This is a genomic window from Lysinibacillus sp. COL-1, assembly GCF_059814265.1.
Genome location: NZ_JCAWSJ010000004.1, coordinates 846,900 through 867,724 on the forward strand (window position 1 = coordinate 846,900; position 20,825 = coordinate 867,724).

General features: G+C 37.6%; 26 protein-coding genes. All 26 read left to right on the forward strand.

Annotated features, from left to right (window positions below):
- Positions 1 to 13 precede the first annotated feature (13 nt).
- Positions 14 to 559, forward strand: coding sequence for an ATP-dependent protease subunit HslV (gene hslV / locus AC6BKE_RS12295; RefSeq protein WP_036124754.1), 546 nt, complete (start codon positions 14 to 16; stop codon positions 557 to 559).
- Positions 559 to 1,959: an ATP-dependent protease ATPase subunit HslU gene (gene hslU / locus AC6BKE_RS12300; RefSeq protein WP_036124752.1), complete on the forward strand. Its 1,401-nt coding sequence runs from the start codon at positions 559 to 561 to the stop codon at positions 1,957 to 1,959. The genes hslV and hslU overlap by 1 nt, the downstream gene beginning before the upstream one ends.
- An 87-nt stretch (positions 1,960 to 2,046) precedes the next feature.
- The gene (gene codY / locus AC6BKE_RS12305; protein WP_004229266.1) at positions 2,047 to 2,826 is read left to right on the forward strand and encodes a GTP-sensing pleiotropic transcriptional regulator CodY; all 780 of its coding nucleotides are present in this window, start codon (positions 2,047 to 2,049) and stop codon (positions 2,824 to 2,826) included.
- Between the two features lie 592 nt (positions 2,827 to 3,418).
- The gene (gene flgB / locus AC6BKE_RS12310; protein WP_036124750.1) at positions 3,419 to 3,811 is read left to right on the forward strand and encodes a flagellar basal body rod protein FlgB; all 393 of its coding nucleotides are present in this window, start codon (positions 3,419 to 3,421) and stop codon (positions 3,809 to 3,811) included.
- 3 nt (positions 3,812 to 3,814) lie between these two features.
- Complete coding sequence (gene flgC / locus AC6BKE_RS12315) at positions 3,815 to 4,276, forward strand: flagellar basal body rod protein FlgC (RefSeq protein ID WP_036124747.1); 462 nt, start codon at positions 3,815 to 3,817, stop codon at positions 4,274 to 4,276.
- Between the two features lie 23 nt (positions 4,277 to 4,299).
- Positions 4,300 to 4,605 (forward strand): flagellar hook-basal body complex protein FliE, encoded by a 306-nt coding sequence (gene fliE, locus AC6BKE_RS12320; protein WP_036124744.1) that lies wholly within the window; start codon positions 4,300 to 4,302, stop codon positions 4,603 to 4,605.
- A 120-nt stretch (positions 4,606 to 4,725) separates the two neighbouring features.
- The gene (fliF, locus tag AC6BKE_RS12325; protein ID WP_036124742.1) at positions 4,726 to 6,318 is read left to right on the forward strand and encodes a flagellar basal-body MS-ring/collar protein FliF; all 1,593 of its coding nucleotides are present in this window, start codon (positions 4,726 to 4,728) and stop codon (positions 6,316 to 6,318) included.
- A gap of 15 nt (positions 6,319 to 6,333) precedes the next feature.
- A complete protein-coding gene (gene fliG / locus AC6BKE_RS12330; protein WP_036124740.1) occupies positions 6,334 to 7,347 on the forward strand; it encodes a flagellar motor switch protein FliG in 1,014 nt (337 codons plus the stop codon).
- A complete protein-coding gene (gene fliH / locus AC6BKE_RS12335) occupies positions 7,340 to 8,128 on the forward strand; it encodes a flagellar assembly protein FliH (RefSeq protein WP_036124738.1) in 789 nt (262 codons plus the stop codon). Before fliG ends, fliH begins: the two co-directional genes overlap by 8 nt.
- 5 nt (positions 8,129 to 8,133) lie before the next feature.
- Positions 8,134 to 9,459, forward strand: a complete 1,326-nt coding sequence (gene fliI, locus AC6BKE_RS12340; protein ID WP_036124834.1) for a flagellar protein export ATPase FliI — start codon at positions 8,134 to 8,136, stop codon at positions 9,457 to 9,459.
- Positions 9,460 to 9,909, forward strand: a complete 450-nt coding sequence (gene fliJ, locus AC6BKE_RS12345) for a flagellar export protein FliJ (protein ID WP_036124736.1) — start codon at positions 9,460 to 9,462, stop codon at positions 9,907 to 9,909.
- 4 nt (positions 9,910 to 9,913) lie between these two features.
- A complete protein-coding gene (locus AC6BKE_RS12350; RefSeq protein ID WP_036124734.1) occupies positions 9,914 to 10,522 on the forward strand; it encodes a MotE family protein in 609 nt (202 codons plus the stop codon).
- A 26-nt stretch (positions 10,523 to 10,548) separates the two neighbouring features.
- The gene (locus AC6BKE_RS12355) at positions 10,549 to 11,814 is read left to right on the forward strand and encodes a flagellar hook-length control protein FliK (protein ID WP_058843504.1); all 1,266 of its coding nucleotides are present in this window, start codon (positions 10,549 to 10,551) and stop codon (positions 11,812 to 11,814) included.
- 2 nt (positions 11,815 to 11,816) lie between these two features.
- Entirely contained in the window at positions 11,817 to 12,506 is a 690-nt protein-coding gene (gene flgD / locus AC6BKE_RS12360) for a flagellar hook assembly protein FlgD (protein WP_036124730.1), read from the forward strand.
- Between the two features lie 15 nt (positions 12,507 to 12,521).
- Complete coding sequence (locus AC6BKE_RS12365; RefSeq protein ID WP_058843517.1) at positions 12,522 to 12,890, forward strand: TIGR02530 family flagellar biosynthesis protein; 369 nt, start codon at positions 12,522 to 12,524, stop codon at positions 12,888 to 12,890.
- An 86-nt stretch (positions 12,891 to 12,976) separates the two neighbouring features.
- Positions 12,977 to 13,945 carry a flagellar basal body rod protein FlgG gene (flgG, locus tag AC6BKE_RS12370; protein WP_036124729.1) on the forward strand — a complete coding sequence of 323 codons (969 nt, stop codon included), beginning with the start codon at positions 12,977 to 12,979 and terminating at the stop codon, positions 13,943 to 13,945.
- Between the two features lie 101 nt (positions 13,946 to 14,046).
- On the forward strand, positions 14,047 to 14,268 hold the full coding sequence (locus AC6BKE_RS12375; protein WP_036124831.1) for a flagellar FlbD family protein: 222 nt from the start codon (positions 14,047 to 14,049) through the stop codon (positions 14,266 to 14,268).
- On the forward strand, positions 14,258 to 14,686 hold the full coding sequence (fliL, locus tag AC6BKE_RS12380) for a flagellar basal body-associated protein FliL (RefSeq protein ID WP_036124726.1): 429 nt from the start codon (positions 14,258 to 14,260) through the stop codon (positions 14,684 to 14,686). The genes AC6BKE_RS12375 and fliL overlap by 11 nt, the downstream gene beginning before the upstream one ends.
- A 31-nt stretch (positions 14,687 to 14,717) precedes the next feature.
- Positions 14,718 to 15,713: a flagellar motor switch protein FliM gene (gene fliM / locus AC6BKE_RS12385; protein WP_036124724.1), complete on the forward strand. Its 996-nt coding sequence runs from the start codon at positions 14,718 to 14,720 to the stop codon at positions 15,711 to 15,713.
- On the forward strand, positions 15,706 to 16,929 hold the full coding sequence (fliY, locus tag AC6BKE_RS12390; protein WP_058843505.1) for a flagellar motor switch phosphatase FliY: 1,224 nt from the start codon (positions 15,706 to 15,708) through the stop codon (positions 16,927 to 16,929). The genes fliM and fliY overlap by 8 nt, the downstream gene beginning before the upstream one ends.
- A gap of 21 nt (positions 16,930 to 16,950) precedes the next feature.
- On the forward strand, positions 16,951 to 17,313 hold the full coding sequence (locus AC6BKE_RS12395) for a response regulator (protein ID WP_004269288.1): 363 nt from the start codon (positions 16,951 to 16,953) through the stop codon (positions 17,311 to 17,313).
- 10 nt (positions 17,314 to 17,323) lie between these two features.
- A complete protein-coding gene (locus AC6BKE_RS12400; RefSeq protein WP_230593865.1) occupies positions 17,324 to 17,998 on the forward strand; it encodes a flagellar biosynthetic protein FliO in 675 nt (224 codons plus the stop codon).
- Positions 17,995 to 18,660, forward strand: coding sequence for a flagellar type III secretion system pore protein FliP (fliP, locus tag AC6BKE_RS12405; RefSeq protein WP_036124231.1), 666 nt, complete (start codon positions 17,995 to 17,997; stop codon positions 18,658 to 18,660). The genes AC6BKE_RS12400 and fliP overlap by 4 nt, the downstream gene beginning before the upstream one ends.
- 13 nt (positions 18,661 to 18,673) lie before the next feature.
- Complete coding sequence (fliQ, locus tag AC6BKE_RS12410; protein ID WP_036124229.1) at positions 18,674 to 18,943, forward strand: flagellar biosynthesis protein FliQ; 270 nt, start codon at positions 18,674 to 18,676, stop codon at positions 18,941 to 18,943.
- Between the two features lie 4 nt (positions 18,944 to 18,947).
- A complete protein-coding gene (gene fliR / locus AC6BKE_RS12415) occupies positions 18,948 to 19,721 on the forward strand; it encodes a flagellar biosynthetic protein FliR (RefSeq protein ID WP_141903467.1) in 774 nt (257 codons plus the stop codon).
- Between the two features lies 1 nt (position 19,722).
- Positions 19,723 to 20,811 (forward strand): flagellar biosynthesis protein FlhB, encoded by a 1,089-nt coding sequence (flhB, locus tag AC6BKE_RS12420; RefSeq protein ID WP_036124225.1) that lies wholly within the window; start codon positions 19,723 to 19,725, stop codon positions 20,809 to 20,811.
- Positions 20,812 to 20,825 lie beyond the last annotated feature (14 nt).

Consider the following 20,825-nt stretch of genomic DNA (forward strand, 5'->3'; position numbering starts at 1 on the left):
AGGAGGAAGGCAGATGGGACAAATTCATGCGACAACGATATTTGCAGTTCATCATAACGGAGGCTGTGCCATGGCTGGTGATGGTCAAGTAACATTGGGAAATGCAGTTGTGATGAAGGGAACAGCAAAAAAGGTCAGACGTCTGTTTAATGGGCAGGTCCTTGCAGGTTTTGCAGGTTCCGTCGCTGATGCATTTACACTTTTTGAGATGTTTGAAGGCAAACTAAATGAGTATAATGGTAATTTACAGCGTGCAGCAGTGGAAGTAGCAAAGCAGTGGCGCGGTGATAAAATGCTTCGCCAGTTAGAAGCGATGTTATTAGTAATGGATAAAACGACATTGCTACTCGTTTCAGGTACAGGGGAAGTCATTGAACCGGATGATGGCATTTTGGCTATTGGTTCTGGTGGAAATTATGCATTATCTGCAGGTAGAGCATTGAAAAAATATGCAGGTGAAACAATGACTGCTCGTGAAATTGCTGAGGCGGCATTAGAAACAGCTGCTGAAATCTGTGTATTTACGAATCATAATATTATCGTGGAGGCGCTGAACTAATGACGCAAAAAAATTTAACGCCAAGACAAATTACTGAGCATTTAGATCGTTATATTGTTGGGCAGAATGAAGCTAAGCGCGCTGTAGCCATTGCGTTACGTAATCGCTATCGTCGTTCGTTGTTACATGAGGATATGAAGGATGAAGTTATTCCTAAAAATATATTAATGATTGGACCAACAGGTGTCGGAAAAACGGAAATTGCCAGAAGAATTGCTAAGCTTACAAATGCTCCTTTTGTGAAAGTTGAAGCGACAAAGTTTACTGAGGTAGGTTATGTAGGGCGTGATGTTGAGTCAATGGTACGTGACTTAGTAGAAGCCTCACATCGTCTAGTAAAGGAAGAAATGATGGAGTCTGTTAAGGAACAAGCAGAAGAATTAGCAAATGAAGCGATTGTGAAACTTTTGGTGCCTTCTTTACGTAAGAAACAGGCGATGCAAAATCCGTTTGAAATGCTATTTGGTGGTAAAGAGCAACCAACGACTGATGATTCTTCAACAGATGAGGTTGAAGTACGCTCTAAGCGTGCACAAATTGCGATTGATTTACGTAACGGTAAATTAGAAAATGAGTGGGTTACTGTGGAGGTAACAGAACAAAATCCATCTATTTTTGATGCGTTACAAGGAACGGGAATGGATATGTCTGCGAATAGTGGCATGCAGGATATGTTATCCAGTTTGATGCCGAAGAAACAGAAAAAACGTCGTGTACAAGTGAAGGACGCCCGTCGTATTTTAACAGTTGAAGAAGCGAATAAGCTGATAGATGCAGATGAAGTGGCACAAGAGGCTATTACTAGAGCTGAGCAAACAGGTATCATTTTTATTGATGAAATCGATAAAATTGCTAGTAAAGAAGGCAATTCTTCAGCAAATGTCTCACGTGAAGGTGTCCAACGAGATATTTTACCAATCGTTGAAGGTTCAACTGTTACAACGAAATACGGTGCGGTGAAAACGGATTATATGCTGTTTGTAGCTGCTGGTGCATTCCATATGTCGAAGCCGTCAGATTTAATTCCTGAATTGCAAGGACGCTTTCCAATTCGTGTAGAGCTTGAAAAATTAACAAAACAGGATTTTGTACGTATTTTACAAGAACCAGACCAATCACTTATTTTGCAATATAAGGCATTGTTAGAAACGGAAGGCGTGGAAATTCATTTCACAACAGATGCTATTGAACGAATTGCTGAAATTGCTACGGAGGTTAATCAGGAAACTGACAATATCGGAGCTCGTCGATTACACACGATATTAGAACGGTTACTTGAAGAACTATCGTTTGAAGCTTCTGAAATTGCACCAGCAAGTATCCCGATCAATGCTGCGTATGTAGATCAAAAACTTGCGGGTATAGTAAAAAACAAAGATTTGTCACAGTTTATATTGTAAGAAAAAGCTAATTAGTATCATTCAATAATAAAAACCTTTAGAATATTTAATAAATACTCTTCGGATTATTTATAGGAGGAACATATAATGAATTTATTAGAAAAAACACGTAAAATTAACTCGATGCTTCAAGCATCTGCTGGTAAACCAGTAAACTTTAAGGAAATGGCCGATACATTGGGCGATATTATTGATAGTAATGTCTATATTTTAAGTCGCAAAGGGAAATTATTAGGTATTTCAATTCACCAACAAATTGAAAATGAGCGTATGAAAAAAATGTTCGAAGAGAGACAGTTCCCAGAAGAATACACACATAGCTTGTTTACGATCTCTGAAACATCATCAAATTTAGATATTAACAACGAACATACTGCTTTCCCAGTTGAAAACAAAGATTTATTCCAAAACGCTTTAACAACAATTGTACCGATTGTTGGTGGTGGAGAACGTTTAGGTACATTAATCCTTGCTCGTTTATCTTCACAATTTGAAGATGATGATCTAATTTTAGCAGAGTATGGTGCGACAGTAGTTGGTATGGAAATTTTACGTGAAAAATCAGAAGAAATTGAAGAAGAAGCTCGTAGCAAAGCTGTCGTACAAATGGCTATTAATTCACTTTCATACAGTGAGTTAGAAGCAATTGAGCATATCTTCGAAGAACTTGATGGCAATGAAGGCTTACTAGTTGCTTCTAAGATTGCTGACCGTGTGGGTATTACGCGCTCAGTGATTGTCAACGCATTACGTAAACTTGAATCTGCTGGTGTCATTGAGTCTCGCTCTTTAGGTATGAAAGGTACTTATATTAAAGTGCTAAACGATAAATTCTTAAATGCTTTAGCAGAAATTAAAATGAAATAAATACTCCTTTAAGAAGATTCTGAAAGCGTCTAGGGTAAAACTAGGCGCTTTTTTGTGTGTATTAGCCCGTGAGGGAGGGGATTTTTGTGCTTATTTTTTTGCCATAAGTACAAAAATGCTGATTATTGTAGGTTCTTATTTCTTTCTTCCTAATGCTGTTCAAAAAATCGTCACTACCTTTAGCATATAAAAATGTAATGTGTGTTACTTTAGAAGAATGGTGAAAAACTTGTTCAAATATGTGTCACATTCATAGGCAAAATATGCTTGTGTTGATTGAACTAGTAAAATGGGACCTTTATTTAGTCAATATTTATAAGGCGATAAAGCTCAGAAAAAGGCATATTTAATACAAAAACCGTAAACACTGTCGAAATGGTGTAAAATAACTAGATGTCTAATAACCTTTGATAAACCTTAGAGACATAAGGGATGCAGAAGTTTTGTCATGGTTATACATTAGAAAAAATAGGGCGGATAGACTATTAAAAAGTGACAAAAGACAATAGACACTAGGTATCATCTTAATTACAATTGTATTATTGGATAAATTAACAAGTACATAAATTGAAATAAAATGAGGTGAACAGTTTTGAATTTATTTGGTGGAACTATTAGTAGCCTGGAAAACGGACTTTCCTATGCAACTTTGAATCATAAAACAATCGCAAACAATATTGCGAATGTCGATACGCCTAATTATAAGGCGAAAAATGTTAGTTTTAAGGATATGTTGGTAGAACAGCAAAGTATGTCTATTTCCGCATATCGTACTGACAGCAGACATTATGATTTCACAATTCGACAATCTACGCCTGGCGTTAATAATGTTGAGAACTTGCGATATAGAAATAATGGCAATGCTGTAGATATGGATGCTGAGCAGGCAAAATTAGCAGAGAATCAAATTTATTACAATGCTTTAATTGACCGTGTTAATGGAAAATTAAACACATTGAATACCGTTATAAAGGGAGGTAAGTAATAGATGTCTATATTTCATGGGATGAATACCACTGCCTCTGCTTTAACAGCGCAACGATTACGAATGGATGTTATTTCTTCCAATATGGCAAATGTGGATACGACTCGTGCTCGTCAAGTGAATGGGGAATGGGAACCGTATCGACGTAAGTCTGTGACGTTCGCAGCACAAGAAGGACAATTCTCGAAATTTCTGAATGTAGCCCTTGGTAAAAATGCGAAAAGTGGTGTTGGCAATGGTGTGAAAGTTTCTCGAATTTCAGAAGATCAAGAAACACCTTTCAAACTTGTTTATGACCCAACTCATCCAGATGCAAATGCAGATGGTTATGTGAATATGCCAAATGTGGATCCATTGAAAGAGATGGTAGATTTAATGTCAGCAACACGTTCCTATGAGGCGAATATAACTGTATTTAACGCAAATAAATCCATGCTAACAAAGGCTTTAGAGATTGGTAAATAAATAAGTAGAAAGGAAGATACATAATGACTATTTCGTCCGTTTCGCTAATGACACCTACTCAGGTTGTAAATGAAACAAATAAACTCAATACAACACCTTATGAAGCGCAACAAAGCTTCGCGAACTCGTTAAAAGAAGCAATAGCCAAAGTAAATGATCAGCAAATAACTTCTGATAAATTTACTCAAAAGCTAATTAAAGGTGAAGATGTGGAGTTGCATGAAGTGATGATTGCTTCACAAAAGGCGAGCATTACATTAAACGCAACAATTGAAGTTCGCAATAAGGTGATTGAAGCTTACCAAGAAATAATGCGAATGAGTGTTTAATTTTATTGTCTAGATAAGGAAACTCTTTTCAAACTAGATTAATAACCACTACTATAGTGGACTCATTATGTTCGCAAATTATTGATGGCTAGGTTATTCACTATAACCGGAGGATTCATAATGAATGAACGATTGACGAAAATAAAAAACGACACCAGTCAATTTTGGACAAGTCGAAGTAAAAAGCAAAAAATAGTTATGATTGGCTCCGTGGTAGGCGTCATCGCACTTGCAGCCATCGTGACGTTTTTTGCTTCGAAAACTACATATGTTCCACTTTATAAAGATTTATCAACTAGAGAAATTGGACAAGTAAAGGAAGCACTAGATTCCCAAGGTGTGAACTATGAAATTGCTCCAGGTGGAACATCTATTTTAGTGCCAGAAGAGCAAGTTGACTCCTTGTTAGTACAATTAGCTTCAGAGGGCTATCCGCAAACAGGCACAATTGATTACTCATTTGCTAATAGTTCAGGATTTGGTATGACAGATAATGAATTTAACCTCTTAAAAAAAGCAGCAACTGAAACTGAAATTGCTAAGCTTTTTAAAAATTTAGAGGGTGTAAAAGATGCCAAAGTAATGATTACTGTTCCTGAAGAAGGGGTATTCGTAACGGATGTACAAGGCGAGGCAACGGCATCTATTGTTTTAAATACAGACCCTGGCTATAAATTTACAGAACAGCAAATTACTACTATGTACAATTTGGTGTCAAAAAGTATTCCCAATTTAAAAACTGAAAACATCGTAATCTCTAATCAATTCTCAGAGTACTTTGATTTGAATGCTGCTACTACTGATGGTACTTCCACAGCGACAGCCGAAGGTCAATTACAAATGAAGAAATTAGTAGAACGTGATCTACAGCGTCAAGTGCAAAATATGCTAGGAACGTTGATGGGACAAGATAAAGTGATGGTTTCTGTTACAACGGATATTGACTTCAAGAAAGAAAATCGTGAAGAAAACCTTGTGACACCTGTTGATGAAGAAAATATGGAAGGTATCGCAATTAGTGCTCAACGAATTACAGAGCAGTATTCTGGTACAGGCGCAGCAGCTGCAGGAACACCTGAAGCTGAAACAACTACAGATAACTTCACAACGTATAACGAAGGTGCAACAGGGAATGGTGACTATGAACGTACAGAGGAAACGATCAATAATGACGTGAATCGTATACGTAAAGATATCCAAGAAGCTCCTTATAAAGTTCAAGATATTGGAATTCAAGTCATTGTTGAACCACCAACAGCGACAGATGCAGCGTCATTACCAGATGGTGTTCGTGAAGATATCGAGAAAATTTTAAGTACAATAGTTCGTACAACAATTTCCAAAGATGTGGCAGCAGAACTTACACAAGAGCAAATTGACGAGAAAGTAGCTGTTTCAGTACAACCTTTATATGGTAAGGCGACAGAGGTCGCTGATGAAAAACCAGTTATCCCATGGTGGGTTTGGGTCATTGGCGGTATCTTATTAGCTGTTATTTTATTACTAGCATTCTTTATTATCCGTTCTCGTAAGCGTGCGCAGGAAGAAGAAGAGCTAAGTATCCTAGAAGAACAAGAAGAATTAATGATTGATGATATTAATGAAGAAATTGAAACGGAAGCTACAATGCGTCGTAAGCAGCTTGAAAAAATGGCTAAAGAAAAGCCAGACGATTTTGCAAAGTTACTGCGTAGTTGGATTGCGGAAGACTAACTAGGAGGTTCGGCTGTGTCCAAGAAAGATAAGGAATTAACCGGAAAACAAAAGGCCGCACTCTTGTTAATTTCATTAGGGCCTGAGGTTTCAGCTTCTGTCTATAAACACTTAACAGAGGAAGAAATTGAACGTTTAACATTAGAAATTTCAAGTGTTAAAAAAGTAGAATCAAATGTCAAAGAAGAGATTATTGAAGAATTTCACAATATCGCACTAGCGCAAGACTATATCACACAAGGTGGTATTGGCTACGCGAAAACAGTATTAGAAAAAGCGCTTGGTGTTGAACAAGCGCAAACGATTATTAATCGTCTAACATCTTCTCTACAAGTGCGTCCGTTTGATTTTGCTAGAAGAGCTGATCCAGCACAAATTTTTAACTTTATTCAAAATGAACATCCACAAACAATTGCCCTGATTCTCTCTTATTTAGAGGCGGGGCAAGCGGGTGTTATTTTATCTTCACTACCACAGGAAGTACAGGCGGATATTGCTAAACGTATAGCAGTAATGGAATCGACTTCTCCAGAAGTAATTAGTGAAATTGAATCTGTATTAGAGCGTAAATTATCGTCAACAGTTACACAGGATTACACTGAAACAGGTGGTATCGATGCTGTCGTAGAAGTGTTAAATGGCGTAGATCGACAAACAGAAAAAACAATTCTCGATGCACTCGAAATACAGGATCCAGAACTTGCAGAGGAAATCAAAAAACGTATGTTTGTGTTCGAAGATATCGTTACACTCGACAATCGTTCCATTCAACGTGTTATTCGTGACTGTGAAAACGAAGACTTACTGCTTTCAATGAAGGTATCAAGTGAAGAAGTAAAAGATATTATTTTCCGCAATATGTCACAGCGTATGGCTGATACATTTAAAGAAGAAATGGAAATTATGGGACCTGTACGATTACGTGACGTAGAGGAGGCGCAATCTCGAATTGTTGCTGTTATTCGTCGTCTAGAGGATGCTGGAGAGATTATTATTGCTCGCGGTGGAGGAGATGACGTCATTGTCTAGAATCATCCGTTCTATTTACACCCAGTCTGATAGCGATAGTATTAAAGAAATCCAAATCCGAGATATGTTTGAACCGATTGAAGTAGACCAACATGAAGTCTCATCACAGCATCAATTAACATTGGATGAAATAATGGCAGAGCGAGATCGTTTACTTGCAGAAGCTAGAGCTACTTTGCAAGCAGAACGTGAGATGTTTGAACAAGAAAAGCAATTACACTTCCAAGAAATTGAACACTTAAAGTTAAGCTGGGAAGAAGAGAGACCGAATCGAGTGCAAGAGGCGTATGATGAGGGGTTTGGGCAAGGCTATGAAGATGGTATGAACAAAGCCTCTGAAGCAATGGCCCAGTCACTTCAAACTGCGAATGAAGTTATGATTCAAGCGAAACAAAATGCACAAAAATATATTGAAGATCAAGAAGCGGTCATTTTAGAGTTAGGCTTAACTGCAGCAGAACGAATTATTGGCACCTCACTAGAGCAAGATAACGAACTGTTTGTGTCAATTGTGCGTCGAGGGTTGAAAGAAGCAAGGGAAATGAAAGAAATTAAAATTTATGTTTCCCCAACATACTACGCTTTAATTACCACTAATCGAGATGAATTAGCAGAAATGTTCCCGATGGATGTACCATTTATGATTTTTGTGAATGAAGATTTAGACAATGAAACAGATTGCTATATTGAAACAAATCATGGTCGCATTATGGTTAGTATTGATGAGCAATTGAATGAGCTTAGATTAAAGCTACATGAAATATTAGAGAGTAAGGAATGATCTTGATGAAAACGGCTCAATTAATCGAACATATTCCTCATATACCTACTTTTAAAAAGTTTGGTAGAGTAACTAGAGTTGTCGGCTTGATGATTGAGTCGCAAGGTCCAGATAGTTCCATAGGTGATGTCTGTAAAATTCATGTGGAAACTGTAAACAATGGTCACCAAATCATTTTAGCAGAGGTTGTTGGTTTTAAAGATGAGATAGTTGTCTTAATGCCATTCACCTCTTTACGTGAAATATCTATTGGCTGTCTTGTTGAAGGGACTGGTGCCCCTCTAGAAGTAAAAGTGGGCCCTGAGTTAATAGGAAAAGTATTGGATTCTATGGGGAATCCAATCGATGGCACCTTATTACCGAAAGGGTTAATGACCGTCCCTACTGAGCAAGATCCACCGAACCCACTGACTCGTCCACCAATTGACGAAAGACTCGAAGTAGGGGTGAAGGCGATTGATGGCATGCTAACAGTTGGTAATGGTCAACGTGTTGGTATTTTCGCTGGTTCTGGGGTCGGAAAAAGTACGTTACTAGGTATGATTGCTAGAAACACGCAAGCAGATTTAAATGTCATTGCGCTCATAGGAGAACGTGGTCGTGAGGTTCGTGAATTTATCGAACGTGATTTAGGCGCAGAAGGTTTAAGTCGCTCCATTGTTGTTGCAGCCACATCAGATCAACCAGCATTAATGCGGATTAAAGGCGCTTTTACAGCGACAGCGATTGCCGAATATTTTAGAAATCGAGGCTTAAATGTCATGCTGATGATGGACTCCGTTACACGTGTAGCCATGGCACAACGTGAAATTGGACTTGCCACGGGAGAACCACCGGCACAAAAAGGGTATACGCCTTCTGTATTTGCGATATTACCTAAATTATTAGAACGTACTGGTACTAATGAAAAGGGCTCAATCACAGCATTCTATACCGTTTTAGTTGATGGTGATGATATGAATGAACCAATAGCTGATACTGTGCGAGGGATATTAGATGGCCATATTGTATTGGATCGAAATCTAGCCAATAAAGGTCAATATCCAGCCATCAATGTTTTAAAAAGCGTAAGCCGTTTGATGAATCATGTTGCAGAGCCAGCGCATAAAAAAGCTGCTGAACGATTAAGGGAACTCTACTATACATATGACAAATCTGAGGATTTGATCAATATTGGAGCTTACAAAAGAGGAACTTCTAAAGAGATTGATGAGGCCATTCATTATGAACCGCTCATTACGCATTATCTTAAACAAGGCTATTTAGACAAAGTAACATTAGAAGAAAGTGTCAATGAGTTAATAACATTATCGAACGGTGGTGCGAAATAGATGGTCAGTTATGTGTATCGTTTTGAAAAAGTGTTAACAATTCGTGAGCAAGAAAAAAACGAAACCGAAATGGCTTATAAAGAATCTGTCCGTTCTTTTGAAGAAATAGCAACAAGATTATATGAATTACTTAAAAAGAAAGAAGACTTAATCGCATTTCAGCAGGAGCGTTTAACGATTGGCTCATCTATTGACGAAATTCATCATTATAGTCGTTTTATAGATAGTCTTGAGAAAACAATTGCAGATGTACAACAGAAAGTGATACAAGCTCGTGCGAAGATGAATTGGCACGAGGAAAAATTATTAGAAAAAAACTTGGAAGTACGTAAATTTGAAAAAATGAGAGAAAAAGATTTGAAGCTATTCCAGCAAGAGCAAGATCGTATAGAAAGCCTTTTTCTAGATGAAATTTCATTACAAACGTATAACAAGAGAGAAATCAGGTGATTTCATGGCAAAAAAAGACAATCGATTGACAGCGGAGTTAGTAGAAGTGCAGTCAAAGAAAAAAACAGGGGGCTTTCTAAAGTTTTTTACTTGGATTGTACTACCGATTATGTTTGTAGTAGCGGTTTTACTTGTTGTGGCAACGTTAATGAATACGAATGTCTTTGATTTAGGGAAAAAGGCAATAGGAAGTTTACCCTTTGTCCCATCAGAAGAGCAACAAGCTAAAGATGCTGCCATTAATAACGACTCTAAATTAGTTAATTTACAGGCAGAGATACAAGAAAAAGAAGCTGAAATTACACAGCTACAAAAAAAGCTTGATACAACAACAACTGAAAAAGAGAAGTTAGTGATAGAAAAAGAACAGTTGCAATTTGAAATTGAAAAATTGAATCGACAACAAGATGATGTAAAGCGTGACTTTAATGATATCTTATCAACGTTCGATAAGATGTCTCCGAAAGCTGCAGCACCAGTATTAATCAATATGAGTGATGCGGAGGCGCTACGAATTTTAACGAATTTAAAGCCTGATAAGTTAGCAGCCATATTAGAGAAAATGGATGCCAAAGATGCAGCAAAATATACGGAGTTAATGGCTAAACAATAAGATAAATGAAAGGAGGTGAAAGAACAATGGATGTAGCAATGATGCAAATGATCACTAAGTCTGTACCTAATAAAGCAGCAAAATCTTCAACCGTTAATAGTCCTGAAGGTAAGGTCAATGGAACTCCGAATAAAGAAAATGTATCGAATTTCGGGTCTGTTTTTAGTAAAATGATGTCGTCTTCAACGCAAACAAACCAATCTTCGCAGTCAACTGCAACAAAGGAGCTAGCCGATTTACAAGCGGTTTTAAATGCTGATTCAATGGAGGAATTACTAGATTTACTAGGAATCCCTCATGATGATGGGTTATTAATGCTTCAGCTTGGCGAAGACAATAAAGCAGTGGCAATGGATGAAATGCTTAATTTAGAAAATATACTAAATGCATTAGGTATTGATGAAGAGCAACTTCAAAAAATAGTCCAACAGCTGCTAGGAGAAGAGAAGGAAGCTAGTGATGTTTGGGAGCTACTATCACTAGTAGATGCCCAAGCGCCGATACTGCAGGCGCAAATAGGACCTGCTTTACAAGGTGAAGGACAAGTAACACCAAAAGACGCTACACAACTGCTTCAAGTATTGAAGCTAGCACAATTAGTCGGACAGAAAACGGACTTAACAACTTCACAAGAAAACTTATTAACAACGGTTAAGAGTCTATTAACATCATTACAAACGCAAGTAGAAACTACACAACTAACAACAACCAAAACAACTGGAGCATTGCCATTACAAGGCTTTCAGCAAGTAGTTCAGCAAGTACAAGTGACGAAGCAGAGTGAGACAAGCACAAATGACATGGTTACACCGCAAACAGTTCAAACTAAACCGGATACATTCCATGTCACATTACCAACTGCCAAACCTGCGCAGTCTGAGGCTTTGTTAAAAGAAATGCAGGCTATTATGAATAGAGCACAAATTTCAAATGCACAAGGGATCACACGTTTAACGATTAAATTGTACCCAGAAAATCTTGGGACAGTTCGTATTGAACTTGTACAAAATGATGGCGTACTGACAGCTCGTTTACTAGCTTCTACAGCTCATGGACGTGAATTACTTGATAGTCAAGCACATCAGCTAAAACAAGCTTTTGTTCAACAAAACATTCAAGTAGATCGTCTTGATATAGCACAATCACTACAAGATGCAGATCGCCAGCAACGCGATCAAAGCTTCTTCAATAATTTCTTTAAGCAGCAACAGGATGAAGAGCAAGAACATAAAAATGAAGATGAAGATGAAGGACTATCCTTTGATGACTATTTAATCAATGAGGAGGTGTAATAATGGCAGATGCAACAAAAAATGTAAGCAATACATCCATAACGGATGATTTGTATTACTCGAATTATAAAAAACCAACGAAACAAACAGGTAATAGTGAGCTTGGCAAAGACGCCTTTCTACAACTTTTAATTACACAATTACAGCATCAGGACCCTACAAATCCTATGGATGACCGAGAATTCATTTCTCAAATGGCACAGTTTTCTTCTTTAGAACAAATGCAAAACATGACAAAGACAATGGAGTCATTATTGGCATCACAGCAACAAACACAGATGATGAATTATGCATCCTTTGTTGGTAAAGAAGTGAAATGGCATGAAATTACAGATAAAACAGATGAAAAAGGGGATCCTGTTGTAAATGAAGGAACAGGTGTAATTGAATCCTTGAAATTTGTAGATGGTAGTGTTGTATTCAAATTAACAGATGGAAAAGAAATAACGCCTGGTAATATTTCAGGAATACTAGGTGGCTCTGGAACAAATACAGATGGCGGTAATACTGTACCAGAATCTCCGCTTGTACAGGCAAGTAAACTGATTGGTAAAAATGTTACGTATAAAGATGGCGACCAAGAATTACAAGGTCGAATTGTCTCTGTTTCAAATAAAGATGGCGTTATCTATTACGTATTAGATAATGATAAAAAACTAACAGATAAAGATTTTACAGTAATTAGCGAATAAAGGTGGAGAAGAATGATGGATAAATTTTCAATTCATCGTGTACCCTTGCATCCATCTATTCGCACAATACAACCTAAGCCAATTCAATCGCAGCAATCCTTTAAAGCTCATTTACAGGAGGCTGCAAAGCAAGAACTAAAGGTGAGCAAACATGCGCATGAACGGATCATTGAACGTAAAATTGACATCTCTGAACAAGAATGGCAGGTAGTATCGGATAAGGTATTTGAAGCACACTCAAAAGGTGTCAAACAACCATTAGTCTTGATGGATCAAGCAGCTTTAATTGTCAGTGCTAAAAATGCTACTGTCATTACAGCAATGGATCGCACGGAGGCAAAACAACAGTTATTTACAAATATTGATGGCACGATTGTGCTGTAAAGGCTGGACCTTCTTATGTAAGGAAGCCTTGGTGATGCTGATTGATAGAGGCACACCTATAAAAAACGAAGGGAGAACGAAAACTTATGTTACGTTCTATGTATTCAGGTATTTCAGGTCTTAAAAACTTCCAAACGAAGCTAGATGTTATTGGTAATAACATCGCAAATGTTAATACTGTTGGCTTTAAAAAGGGGCGTGTTCTTTTTAAAGATTTAATGTCTCAAACACAAGCTGGTGCATCTGCAGCAACAGCTACACGAGGTGGTGTTAACCCACAACAAGTTGGTTTGGGTTCTCAATTAGCTGCTATTGATACAATACATGGTGGCGGCTCATTACAAGGTACTGGGCGTGGACTTGACTTAGGGATTGAAGGAGATGGCTTCTTCATGGTAGCTGACGCAAATGGAGCTCCAGACCCAGATAGTGGTTTTATTGGCGAAGAAGGTTTCAATAATACCCTATTTACTCGTAATGGTGTTTTCTATATGGATAGCAATGGCTATATAGTAAATGCTGATGGTAAATATCTAGTAGGAGTATCTGCTGGAGAAGAAATTGTTATGGAAACTGATGACGATGGTATCAATCCAGATGAAGCACCAGTCGCTTCTGGAGATGAAGGTGCTAACTTATTTGATGATGATGGTGTACTAGACCCAGACGATGGTGAGGTAGGGCCAATCCGTATCCCAACGACTGCTAAAGAAATTAGCATCGGAGCTAATGGTACGATTGAATATGTGGACCTAAACGGTGATCGCAAATGGGCAGGACAGCTAATTATGGCTAAATTCCCAAATGCGGGTGGTCTTTCTAAGGTTGGAGGAAACTATTACCAACAAACAGCAAACTCTGGTGCTGCCTATGCACAAGTAGCCACTGTTGCAGGGATGGGTAAAGTAGTACCTGGCACAGTAGAAATGTCCAATGTAGACTTATCGGAAGAATTTACAGAGATGATTGTGGCTCAACGAGGTTTCCAAGCGAATACTCGTATTATTACAACATCAGATGAAGTGTTACAAGAGCTAGTAAACTTAAAACGATAATGATTATATAGTTCTTTAATTCATAACAGGTGTTTGATAAAACATATTTTCATATGAGGGAGGGTCGGGCCGGCTCTCACGCTAGACCCGGCCCTATTTCAATGATCGAACTAACACGTCTTAATGGCAAAGCATTTACATTAAATGCTTTATACATAGAAACAGTCGAATCGTTTCCAGATACGACTATTACTTTAACAACTGGAACAAAAGTAATTGTTTTAGAGAGTGAAGATGAGGTGCGACAAAAGGTAACTGCCTTTTATAATAATATACAAATTTTATCCAACCCGCATCTACGAGGTGAAAAAGATGAAGAATAATAAAATGTTAACAATGATTATTATTTTGCTAGTAGCAGTCATACTGATTGGCGTTATTTTATTTGTATTGCTTACACAATTTAATAAGCCAACAGGAGCTGTTGAGCCATCCATTGATGAGATTGTAGAATCCTCTGTGGAGGTACCTGAAATCACGACGAATCTTGCAGATAACAGAGTTGTACGCTTGTCATTAAAAATTCAAACGACAAGTAAAGATGCTGCTACAGAATTAACAAAGCGTGTTTTCCAAGTGCAAAATATTGCCATTCAAGAGCTTTCTGAAATGGAGCAAAAGGATTTAGAGGGTAAGCAAGGGAAACAAATTTTCCAAAAATCATTAAAAACAAGGTTAAATGAATTGATGCAAGAGGGAGAAGTTCAGGAAGTATATTTTACCTCCTTCATCACTCAATAAAACAGAAACTGCTTGAAATGGAGGTGGGCAAATGGCAGGAGATGTGTTATCTCAATCCGAGATAGATGCGCTGCTTTCCGCTATATCAACTGGGGAAATGTCAGCTGACGATATAAAAAAGGAGGACGAGGGACGCAAGGTTAAAGTTTATGACTTTAAACGAGCACTTCGATTCTCAAAAGATCAAATCCGAAGTTTGACCCGAATACACGAAAACTTTGCACGACTATTGACAACCTTCTTTTCTGCACAGCTTAGAAGCTATGTACAGATTACGGTTGCATCGGTAGACCAAATACCATTTGAAGAGTTTGTACGTTCGATTCCGAATATGACACTCATTAATGTGTTTGAAGTGCCACCATTAGATGGTAATATATTGATGGAAATAAATCCGAACATTGCCTATTCCATGTTAGATCGTCTAATGGGCGGTAGTGGGGCAAGTCATAGTAATGTAGATAACTTAACAGAAATTGAAACAAAGATTATGACAAACCTTTTTGAACGCTCATTCGACAATTTACGCGAGGCATGGGAAAATGTTGCAGAAATTGATCCAATATTAGTGGAGCTTGAAGTAAATCCACAATTTTTACAAATGATCTCACCAAATGAAACAGTGGTCGTAATTTCGTTAAATACGATTATTGGTGAGACAAGCGGTATGATTAACATCTGTATCCCGCATGTTGTGTTGGAGCCTATTGTTCCAAATCTATCTGTTCGCTACTGGATGCAGACAAATACAAAAGAGATGTCTCCAGAGCAAACAAAAATGCTGGAAACACGTGTGAAACAAGCACAATTACCACTTTCAGTTGAACTGGGTCTGTCGGACATTACCATTGAGGATTTCCTTACAATGCAAATTGGTGATGTTATACAATTAGATCAAAAAATCGAAGATCCATTAATACTGAAAGTTGGAACATTGCCAAAATTCACGGTTCAACCAGGTAAGCAAGGCAAAAAATTAGCAATCCAGATTATCGACCCTTTGAAAGGAGGAGACGAAGATGAGTGATGAAATGCTCTCCCAAGAAGAAATTGAAGCGTTATTAAGGGGCGAGACGTTGGAAGATAAAAACAGCGACACTGCAGCTTCTTCAAATGATGAGACTAATGATTTAAGAGTTGAGGATTACCTTGATTCGTTTGCACAAGATGCATTAGGTGAGGTAGGTAACATTTCTTTCGGAAGTTCTGCTACAGCACTTTCTGCGTTATTAGGTCAAAAAGTAGATATTACTACTCCAAGTATTTCCATGATAAACCGTAATAAATTAGAAGAGGAGTTTCCTCATCCTTATGTGGCTGTACAAGTGGAATATACGATTGGTTTAACAGGTATGAATTTACTTGTTATTAAACAATCGGATGCAGCCATTATTGCCGATTTAATGTTAGGTGGCGATGGTTTAAATCCGAAGCCAGACTTAGGTGAAATTCAACTAAGTGCTGTTCAAGAGGCTATGAACCAAATGATGGGTTCAGCGGCAACATCGATGTCGACTGTATTTAATAAAAAAGTGGATATTTCTCCACCGACTATTGATTTAATGAATATTTCACAGGATGAAGGCCGTGACAATATTCCAGAAGACGATTTATTAGTTAAAGTATCCTTTAGACTACGCATTGGTAATTTAATTGATTCAAATTTAATGCAATTATTACCGCTTAAATTTAGTCAAAACATTGTAAAATCTCTTTTAGGTGAAACAGAGTCTATTGAAGAACCAGTAGCTGCAACGATTGCCCCTGAGGCACCATCAATTGCAGCGCCACCAGTTCAACAACAAGCACCTGTAACACCACCACCTGCACAACCAGTATATCAACAGCAGACAGCACCAACGCAGCAACCTATTTATCAAGAGCAACCACAGTTTACGCAACCAGCAAGACCTGCACAACCTGTGAATGTGCAACAAGCACAGTTTGCTAGCTTTGATCCAAATGTAATCTCTCAATCTGAAGCTAGAAATTTAAATATGCTACTTGATATTCCATTGCAAGTTACTGTAGAGTTAGGACGTACGAAACGTTCTGTTAAAGAGATTTTAGAACTATCGAGTGGTTCAATTATTGAGCTAGACAAATTAGCGGGGGAGCCTGTTGATATTTTAGTCAATAGTCGTTTAATCGCTAAAGGTGAAGTCGTTGTTATTGATGAAAACTTTGGTGTCCGTATTACAGATGTTTTAAGTCAAGCAGAGCGTTTAAATAATTTAAGATAGTTTCAATTGGAGGAGTTAACCATGTCTAAAAGAATTTTAATTGTAGACGACGCTGCATTTATGCGCATGATGATCAAGGATATTTTATCAAAAAATGGATTTGAAGTTGTTGGAGAGGCAGCAGATGGCTTACAGGCTGTTGAAAAGTACAATGAATTAAAACCCGATTTAGTAACAATGGATATCACAATGCCTGAGATGGACGGTATTGCGGCTCTTAAAGCGATTAAGGGAACAGATCCAAGTGCAACTGTAATTATGTGTTCAGCCATGGGACAACAAGCAATGGTAATCGATGCAATTCAAGCTGGCGCGAAAGACTTTATCGTGAAGCCTTTCCAAGCAGATCGTGTAATTGAAGCGATTCAAAAAGCACTGGGATGATTGTATGAGAATGTTAAAATCATTTCGTTTCACGATGATTTTCGCATTTCTTGTATCCTTCCTGTTTTTGTACCCGACACCAACTTCTGTTTATGCGGATGCTGATACGAATAGTGTCACTGATTGCATTGAAAACCCAGAAGCTTGTAATGGAGATACTACCGATCCAGCTGCTAAACAAGAAATAAATGTATCAGCAGCTGGAGATATATCTGCATGGGAATACATAAAAATGGTTTTGGCGCTTATTTTTGTTGTAGCTTTATTTTATGGATTGATGAAGTTTTTAAATAAACGAAATTTAAACTTCCAACGTAATCAAATGGTACAAAATTTAGGCGGTTTATCGTTAGGTGCTCAAAAGTCAGTTCAGCTTTTACAAGTAGGTAAATCATTGTATTTAGTAGGGGTTGGAGAAGATGTGCAACTGTTACGTGAAATTACTGATCCTGAAGAAGTTGAAGCATTGCTAGCACTCTATAACGAAAGGCAAGAACTTGCAACAACATCACCGTATATTGCAGAAGTACTTTCTAAGTTTAAGAAAAAAGAGCAAGTGAGTATGCACAATGAACAAAAGCAAGATTCATTTGGCAAACTATTTGAAAAAAAGATATCTGAAATAAAACAGGAGCGTAGTGATGAGATAGAGAGATGGAAGCAAAAGGAGAAGGATGATAAATGAATGATTTAATCAATGTTTTTTCCAATAGCGATCCAACCAACGTCTCTACATCTGTTAAGCTCCTACTGTTACTAACGGTTTTATCTCTTGCACCGAGTATCTTAATATTAATGACATCTTTCGCTAGAATTGTCATTGTCTTATCCTTTGTGCGGACGGCATTAGCGACACAGCAAATGCCACCAAATCAAGTGATTGTTGGTCTAGCACTATTTTTAACGTTCTTTATTATGGCACCAACTTTTCAAGAGGTGAATAAAGAGGCATTACAGCCGTTATTTGCTGAAGAGATTGGTTTAGAAGAAGCATATGATCGTGCTAGTGCACCATTTAAAGAGTTTATGAGTAAGCATACAAGGCAAAAAGACCTTGAATTATTTTTATCTTATAATCAAGCAGAAAAACCAGCATCAGTGGAGGAAATCCCACTAACAATGCTCGTCCCAGCATTTGCTTTAAGTGAAATAAAAACAGCATTTCAAATTGGTTTTATGATTTTTATACCATTCCTTGTCATCGATATGATTGTTGCGAGTACTTTAATGTCGATGGGGATGATGATGTTACCACCAGTAATGATTTCCTTGCCATTTAAAATCTTATTATTTGTTCTGGTAGATGGCTGGTATCTAGTCATGAAATCGTTACTACAAAGTTTTTAGGGGATGATACAGTATGACAGGTGAATTGGTTATTTCCATAGCAGAACGTGCCATTATGATTATCCTTCTAACAAGCGGTCCGCTATTATTAGTTGCTTTAATCACTGGTTTAGCGGTAAGTATCTTTCAAGCAACAACTTCGATACAAGAGCAAACATTAGCATTTGTACCCAAAATTGTCGCTGTCCTAGTGGCCATCGTATTCTTTGGCCCATGGATGTTATCTCAAGTTACTAGCTATGCGAGAGACATATTCGAGAATTTAACACGTTATATAGGGTGAGTCCATGAATGAATTAATTCCACATTTAACGGTTTTCTTATTAGTACTTGTGCGTGTTTCAGCATTTTTTGTTACGGTCCCTTTTTTTTCATATAGGACCATTCCGCCACAAGTCAAAATTACTCTCGCACTGGTATTAGCTTGGATGATGTACTATACAATTGATGTTGAGCCATTGGTCTTCAATGATGAATACATATTATTAGTGATGAAAGAAGCACTTGTTGGACTATTGCTTGGTCTTATGGGCTACATCATCATGTCTGCAATACAAATTGCAGGAAGCTTTATTGATTTTCAAATGGGATTTGCCATTGCCAATATTATTGATCCACAAACAGGTGCGCAAAGCCCATTAATTGGTCAGTTCTTTAATATGCTAGCACTTCTTTTTTTATTAGCGATTGATGGCCATCATATGATTCTGAATGGAATTTACTATAGCTATCAATTTTTACCGATGGATCAATTTCCAAGCTTTGCTAGTGAAAGCTTACCGAAATTTATTATGACGACTTTCACAGCCGTTTTCGCGATAGCATTTCAGATGGCTGCTCCTGTTGTGGCGACCTTATTTTTAGTCGATTTAGCTTTAGGAATAACAGCAAAAACAGTACCGCAATTAAATATTTTTGTGGTCGGTTTTCCGATTAAAATCGGAGTTAGTTTTTTAGTAATGTTTACAATGATGGCTGTGATGATTCAAGTTATTCAAAAGCTCATTACGATTATGATCTACGGTATACGGGATTTAATGGCCATTTTAGGTGGTGGATGATATGAAGCTACTACTAAGTTTAGATATCCAGTTTTTTGCAGGTGAAAAAACAGAAAAGGCAACCCCTAAAAAACGTCAGGATGCTCGAAAAAAAGGGCAAGTTGTAAAGAGTCAAGATATTTCTAGTGCCATTGTCATGCTTATGGTATTTATCTTTTTATTTTTCTTTGCTGGCTCCTTGCGTGATGAATTATTAGCTTTTTTTAGACAAACATTTATTCATAACATACGCATCGAAAAATTAACGATTGATAGTGTGATGCGCTTATTTACAGAAACATTGATACAGATGGCTTTTATTATTGTGCCCATCATGGCGATTGCTTTTGTTGGAGCTCTTGCGGGTAATTTCCTGCAGTTTGGCTTTTTATTTACATTAGAACCAATGAAATTTGATTTAAAAAAGATGGATCCTATTAAAGGGTTAAAAAAAATATTTTCTGTTAAGGCCATTGTTGAACTGCTGAAGTCGGTCTTAAAGATTGGCTTTATAGGAAGTGTCACAACAATTATTATTTGGACAAACCTACCAGAAGTTTTGGCTTTATCTTTTAAAAGTCCATGGATGACGCTCATTACAGTAGGGAAGCTTGTCGGCATAATGGGTATAGCCGCATCTTTAGTTTTACTTTGTGTATCCGTTCTGGACTGGATGTATCAAAAACATGAGTATGAAAAAAATCTTAAAATGTCTAAGCAAGATATTAAAGATGAATATAAAAATAGTGAGGGTGACCCGCTGATTAAATCCAAAATCAAACAACGTCAACGCGAAATGGCGATGCGTCGTATGATGTCAGAGGTGCCGAATGCAGATGTTGTTATCACCAACCCTACTCACTATGCGATTGCCCTCAAATACGATGAGGACAATATGGATGCCCCACGTATCGTTGCGAAGGGGACAGACTTTGTCGCCCAAAAAATTAAGCTGATTGCCAAAGAGCATGATGTCATAATGGTTGAAAATAGACCTTTAGCACGTGCGATGTATGATCAGGTAGAAATTGGTGATCAAGTACCAGAGGAATTTTTTAAGGCAGTAGCAGAAATACTCGCTTATGTTTACCGTATTAAGCGAAAAATTTAAAGCTTTTAAGTAGG